General features: G+C 58.3%; 7 protein-coding genes. 5 read left to right on the top strand and 2 right to left on the bottom strand.

The window, feature by feature from the left end; translation table 11 throughout:
• Positions 1-1,220, bottom strand: a 1,220-nt coding sequence (locus VGK48_23175) for a peptidoglycan-binding protein (protein HEY2384087.1), incomplete at its 3' end; no start/stop codon positions are given.
• A 279-nt stretch (positions 1,221-1,499) separates the two neighbouring features.
• On the opposite strand from VGK48_23175, the gene VGK48_23170 reads away from it, so the two are divergent.
• Both VGK48_23170 and VGK48_23165 read left to right on the top strand, forming a co-directional pair.
• The gene (locus VGK48_23170; GenBank protein ID HEY2384086.1) at positions 1,500-1,844 is read left to right on the top strand and encodes an OB-fold nucleic acid binding domain-containing protein; all 345 of its coding nucleotides are present in this window, start codon (positions 1,500-1,502) and stop codon (positions 1,842-1,844) included.
• Between the two features lie 45 nt (positions 1,845-1,889).
• The gene (locus VGK48_23165; protein HEY2384085.1) at positions 1,890-2,741 is read left to right on the top strand and encodes an isoaspartyl peptidase/L-asparaginase; all 852 of its coding nucleotides are present in this window, start codon (positions 1,890-1,892) and stop codon (positions 2,739-2,741) included.
• A gap of 9 nt (positions 2,742-2,750) precedes the next feature.
• On the opposite strand, the gene VGK48_23160 is transcribed toward VGK48_23165, so the two are convergent.
• Positions 2,751-3,443, bottom strand: a complete 693-nt coding sequence (locus VGK48_23160; GenBank protein HEY2384084.1) for an SIMPL domain-containing protein — start codon at positions 3,441-3,443, stop codon at positions 2,751-2,753.
• Between the two features lie 57 nt (positions 3,444-3,500).
• Between VGK48_23160 and VGK48_23155 the strand changes: the two genes are divergently transcribed.
• From VGK48_23155 to VGK48_23145, 3 genes are all read left to right on the top strand, one after another.
• Entirely contained in the window at positions 3,501-4,298 is a 798-nt protein-coding gene (locus tag VGK48_23155) for a BON domain-containing protein (GenBank protein HEY2384083.1), read from the top strand.
• Positions 4,299-4,749: 451 nt separating this feature from the next.
• Entirely contained in the window at positions 4,750-5,307 is a 558-nt protein-coding gene (locus VGK48_23150) for an iron-sulfur cluster assembly protein (GenBank protein HEY2384082.1), read from the top strand.
• Positions 5,307-5,573, top strand: a complete 267-nt coding sequence (locus VGK48_23145) for a hypothetical protein (protein ID HEY2384081.1) — start codon at positions 5,307-5,309, stop codon at positions 5,571-5,573. Before VGK48_23150 ends, VGK48_23145 begins: the two co-directional genes overlap by 1 nt.
• The last annotated feature ends 16 nt before the right edge of the window (positions 5,574-5,589 follow it).

Genomic DNA, 5,589 nt, shown 5'->3' with positions numbered 1-5,589 from the left:
GCGACGCTGGCATCCGCGCCCAGCTTCACATCCGTACCCTTTTCCAAAAGGTCCAGGGCATCACGGCTGGTGAAGACAAGCACGAGATCCGTTGCCTCGACGCCGAGTTGCGCGCCGAAGCTGCCGCCGCCGATGGAAATGAACGCCGGTGCACTCCAGCGACCACCATCGGTCCGCTCAGCTACCATTCCTTTGCCGAAATCGCCGCCGATCCCGAACGCTCCCTTGATCATGTGCGGGATAACCGCAATGGCCTGTGCACGTTGCAGTATGTCGTCCGGAATCCGGTTGTCGGATGCAGCAGTCAGATCTCGCAATACGCTTGCCGATTTCTCCGCCCGCTCCGCAGCTTCTTTGTCGTACTTGCGCTCATGATGTTTTGTGGTCTTCTCGTTGTAGCTGCTGTTGTCCGCGGTTGTGTTCTGAGCGATCTGATCCTGGCTGTTCGTTTGTTCGTTGCTCGACGTGATGCCGGGCTTCTGCCGTTCCTGATCCGGAAGCGGAGAGGCTCCCAGTTGCGCGTTTTCGGTTCCGCCCTGTTCCTGCAGATCGATTTCGGTCTTGGTCTGCTGATCCAGAACGCCGGTAACCGGCAGGTCGTTGAACCACTGGAACTGGCGAACCGCTTCCTGCGTGTCGGACGACATCATTCCGTTCACATCGCCCGGAGCGTAGCCGAGATCCAATAAGGCCTGTTGGGTGTCTTTGACCTCTCCCGGGTTGGCCACATTCGATTGCCCGGCCGTTGCGCCAGCCGCTTGAGCGGTCGACGGCTGGGTCTCGCTCGGATTGACGTACGTCTGGCTTTGGTTACTGTTTGGTTGTGCTTGATTGTTATTTTCGAGACGGCTCGTTCTTGCAGCCGTGCCGTTCATCAATGAATCCCGCGTTTCAGCGGTAAGCGTTCCGGTCTCTTCCAGATGATTCCAGAGCTGGTAGTTCCGCAGCGCCGTCATCGTCATCGGCCCCATGACGCCGTCGATCGGGCCCGGGTCGAATCCATCTTTTTTCAGCGCAGCTTGAGTCTCACGGACTTTGTTATGAGACATGCCGCTTTTCGTTTTGTTCTCTTTCCATGCCGTAGTTTTCTTTTGCGTCTGCTGTTGCGTGGTAGTCGTGTTGGTGTCTTGATGTGAAGTTTGTTGAGCAGGCGCTAGGGGCGCCATAGCAAAGATAAGGAAGCTCGAAAACAGAATCAGTCCTGATTTGCTAACGGACATTCTTTCCCTCCTCAATCTTTACAGTCACAGGAAGTAGCTGCAAACTCTTTGCCGGAGTGGTCGTTTACTGTCCCGAGCCAATAGCGTCAAACAATTACAGAGGTATTTGGATGGACTTCGGGCGGTACGGGCGTTCTCATGAACGGGAAAACGACCCGCAATGCTTTCAAACCTTCGATGAGGGCGTCCAAATATGAGATTTCGAGCCGTGACCTCGAACCGGTACGACCGCTTCCATGGGCCGGTTTGAGGCTCGCGGCTCGGAACGGAGCCGGATTTATGAGAGCCAGGAAAATCACATTCGCCGCCGCCCTTGTCATTCTGGGGCTGATCCTGATCGGGTGCGAGCGGCAGCAAATCAGCCAAATCAACGCCGATCCCGGACGTTTCATGAACAAAGAGGTGGTTGTGGCGGGCAGAGTAATGCAATCGATCGGAGCATTCGGCCATGGCATTTATCAGGTGGACGACGGCACCGGTTCGCTCTGGGTCTACGCCAACAGCCGTGGCGTTCCAAGCAAAGGAGCGACAGTCGGCGTGAAGGGCCGCGTGATGCCGACGATCACATTTCTCGGCATCAACTACGCCACAGTCCTCCAGGAAAGCGATCGCCGTAAGGGCTGAGGAAAATGGGGACGTCCCTATTTTCCTCCGGCATATACTTTTTTCGTGGGGAACATTTCGCTCATTGTTCACGGCGGAGCGTGGGATATCCCGGCCGGCCTTCGCGAGACCTGTCAACACGGGGTCCAGCGCGCACTGAATCGCGGTTGGGCGATTCTCGAGAGCGGCGGCTCCGCTCTTGCTGCCTGTGAAGAAGCCATCATCGAACTCGAGGATGAACCTGTCTTCGATGCGGGAATCGGTTCCCACCTCAACCGGGACGGCAACGTTCAGCTCGACGCGATTCTGATGGACGGCTCGACCCTCAAGTCCGGAGCCGCCATTGCTGTCGAGCGCATTCGCAATCCGATCCGCCTGGCCAGGCTGATTCTCGAAAAAAGTGAACACATGTTGCTTGCCGGCTATGGCGCCGAGCGCTTTGCCGTCGAACAGGGGCTGGCGTTGTGCGACGCAAATGAATTGATCACGAAGGCCGAAGCGGATTTGTGGGCGTCGTTGTCGGGAGCCGTCGTGCATTTCGGAACGGTCGGAGCGGTGGCCTTGGATGCGACAGGAAATCTTGCTTCAGGCACATCGACCGGCGGGACGCTGTACAAGTATCCGGGCCGGGTCGGCGATTCCGCGCTCGTGGGCTGCGGCTGTTACGCGGACAATACCGGAGGCGCTGTGTCGTGCACGGGCCACGGTGAATCCATCATGAAAGTCGTTCTGGCAAAAGCGGTGAACGACTTTATTGTGGCGGGAAAACGGCCGGACATTGCGGCGAACGAAGCCATCGCTCTGCTGACGCGGAAGACCGGCGGGCGCGGCGGATTGATCGCGTTGGATCCGGAAGGCCGGGCGGGATTCGCGTTCTCCACGCAAGACATGGCGTACGCTTATCGGACAACCTGTTGAGCCACGGAGTTACGGCTTCGGAGATATTCGATAGCGAATTGTGACGTTCGCCCGGACCTCAATTTCTCCGGGCGATACCGGCGTCGAAACGACGGCCTGTGAAGCGGTTGCCAAAAGCGGCTGGACCCGGGGAACGACGGACACCCCGCCTTCGGTCGCTTCCAGCACTTCCGCAAGATTCACATGGAGCGCATCCGCCATGGCCTGCGCCTTGCCGCGCGCCTCCTGGACCGCTTCTCTCAGCGCCTGTTCGCGTGACGGCAACTCATTTTTCAAGCGGAACTGAACTCCTTCGAGCTGGTTTGCTCCTGCCTTGAGGCCGGCATCGACGACGTTGCCCACGATGCCGAGGTTGTCCAGTCGAATCGACACCGTATTCGCCGCATTGTAAGAAACGATGCGCTGCTCCGCGTTTCGTGAATTGTAGACCGGCGACAAAACGAGCCGGGCAGTCTGGACATCTTTGGAGGGCACACCGGCAGCCGAAATCGCTTTGAGAATCTCTTGCGCAACGGAATTGGCCTGCTGTTGCGCCGCTTCTGCGGCAGTGGCCTGGCGGACAATGCCCAGGCGAATGATGGCTTCATCCGGAACGGCCAGTACCTCGGAAGTGCCTGTAACCACAATGACCGGCGGTTGTTGCGCTGGGATCTCGGGGCGTTGCACGGCCAACAATAAAAAGGCCAATGACACGATATGCATGCAAGGACTCCTCACTTACTATATGCGCCGGCCGTCCAATACCCCAAGGGGGGTTTCATGCAGAAATCCAACAGGTGGCTGGCTACTGGTTTGCTCCATGAGCAGGTCCGCAACACTGCGGGCGAAAACCTTGGGAAGATCGAGGACATCGTCGTCGATCCGGCAACCGGAAACATCCAATACGCTGTTCTCTCTTTCGGCGGCGTACTGGGAACGGGGACCAAGTTGTTTGCGGTTCCCTGGCCTTTATTGCGCCTTTCGAACACAGGCGATTACATCTTTTTGAACGTCGCCAGGGGAACCCTGGAACGCGCTCCAGGTTTCGACCGGGACCACTGGCCGGACTTCAGCGATCCGGCGTGGCGCCGCAGCATTCACGACTATTACGGTTCGCCGGCGCCGGTCATTCCGGATCGGACAGCCGCCGTCCCGGAGCGGAGAGTTGTCGTCGAGCACGTGAATCGTGCCCGGACGGCGCGCCAAGGGCTGTCTCTCGGTGCGGGGCTCGCGATCATAGTTCTCGTGGTGGCTCTGGGCTGGACGGCATTTCTGCTTTCCACGCGGGGGTGGGAGCAGACCAAACAGGATATGAGAAGTACGTTGCAGAACGCAGCCTATGCCGCGAAGGAAACGTCTCACGATGCGGCGCTGACCACAAAGGTCAAAACCGCTCTGGCTTTATCCAAACGCATACCCTCGGGCCAAGTCGATGTGACTTCCGAAGGTAACGTGGTGACGCTCCGCGGCGATGTTCCCTCGGAAGAAGTCCGGACGCGGGCGGAGTCTGTGGCAGGGGACGTGCCGGGAGTCGAGGATGTTCAGAATCATCTGTTTGTAACTTCACAGTCCCGGTAAGTTTTCGCTCGCGGAGACGACGAGCTGCGGCCTGGCGGAATTTACAGGAGATGAATCCGTGGAGGAACTGTTCCGCCGGGCCGATGAAGCTCTATAAAAGCGGACAAGCTATCGGGTACGCGTAGTCGACCGCCGGGAGCGAGCCGCGGTTGTGGCTCGCCGGCGCGTGCCGGATTTACGGGGTCTGCCTCCTAATTTGCCGTTTGCGCGGGATGACGCCGCTTTCCGTTTGGACCGGACTGAGCCGCGGCAAGCCGGACAGAACGACACCAGGTCGATCCGATGAGTCGGGCATTTCGCCATTGGGACCTCCTAACGTGGAAGGATCAGTTACTTCCACTCTAACGTGCTTGGATCACTCTTGCAATTGGTTGCAATTTGGCTTCCGCATCCGGTTTGCCCGCGGGCATATAATGAACCCGCGGGCATATAATGAATTTGAGGGTTTAAAATGAGCTATCAGACGGATGAGCCAATCAAGTTGACGCGTGACTGCCAAGTTGTTGCTGTTCCGGCAGGTCACTCGCTGATGCTTCCACAAGGAACGGAAGTCATGATCACCCAGTCGTTGGGCGGGTCATACACACTCATGGTTCCCAGTTATGGAGGCTTGTTCCGTCTGTCGAACGGCGATGCCGATGCCATCGGCAAGGAAACCCGGCCGGAAGCCGCCGCCCAGGGACAGGCTTTGACGGGGGAAGCGCTGGAAACGGAAGTGTGGCAGGCGCTTAAGACCTGCTTCGACCCGGAAATTCCCGTCAACATTGTGGATCTGGGCCTGATCTACGACATGAAGATTTCCCCGCTTTCCGATGGCTCGCGGATCGACATAAAAATGACGCTGACCGCGCAGGGTTGCGGCATGGGCGGCTCGATTGCGGCCGACGCCAGAAATAAACTTCTCGATCTGCCGGGTGTGGTTGAGGCGGACGTCCAGGTGGTCTGGGAGCCGCAGTGGACACCCGAGAAAATTTCTCCCGAGGGCCGAACTTTGCTCGGTATTCATTGATGCCTCAAACCTGGAAATTACTTGTCGGCGCCGGTTTTGCTGTGCTGATCGGCTTCATCGTCTATTCCGCCACCGGGCTCGCGCGTGTGAGCTGTCAGGTTTGCGTGGAGTTTCACGGCGTGACCTCGTGCAAGCCCGCGGCCGGCACGTCGGAAGAAGAGGCGGTCCGGACAGCGGTGGATATCGCCTGTTCTGATCTTGCATCCGGCCGTACGGAGAGTATTGCGTGCCAGCACACGACGCCTAAGAGCGTCGCCTGCAAGTAGGCATCTATGAATGACG

This window comes from Terriglobia bacterium (assembly GCA_036496425.1).
In the GTDB taxonomy this organism is placed as follows: domain Bacteria; phylum Acidobacteriota; class Terriglobia; order 20CM-2-55-15; family 20CM-2-55-15; genus 20CM-2-55-15.
This window is presented reverse-complemented; position numbering and strand designations above follow the sequence as displayed.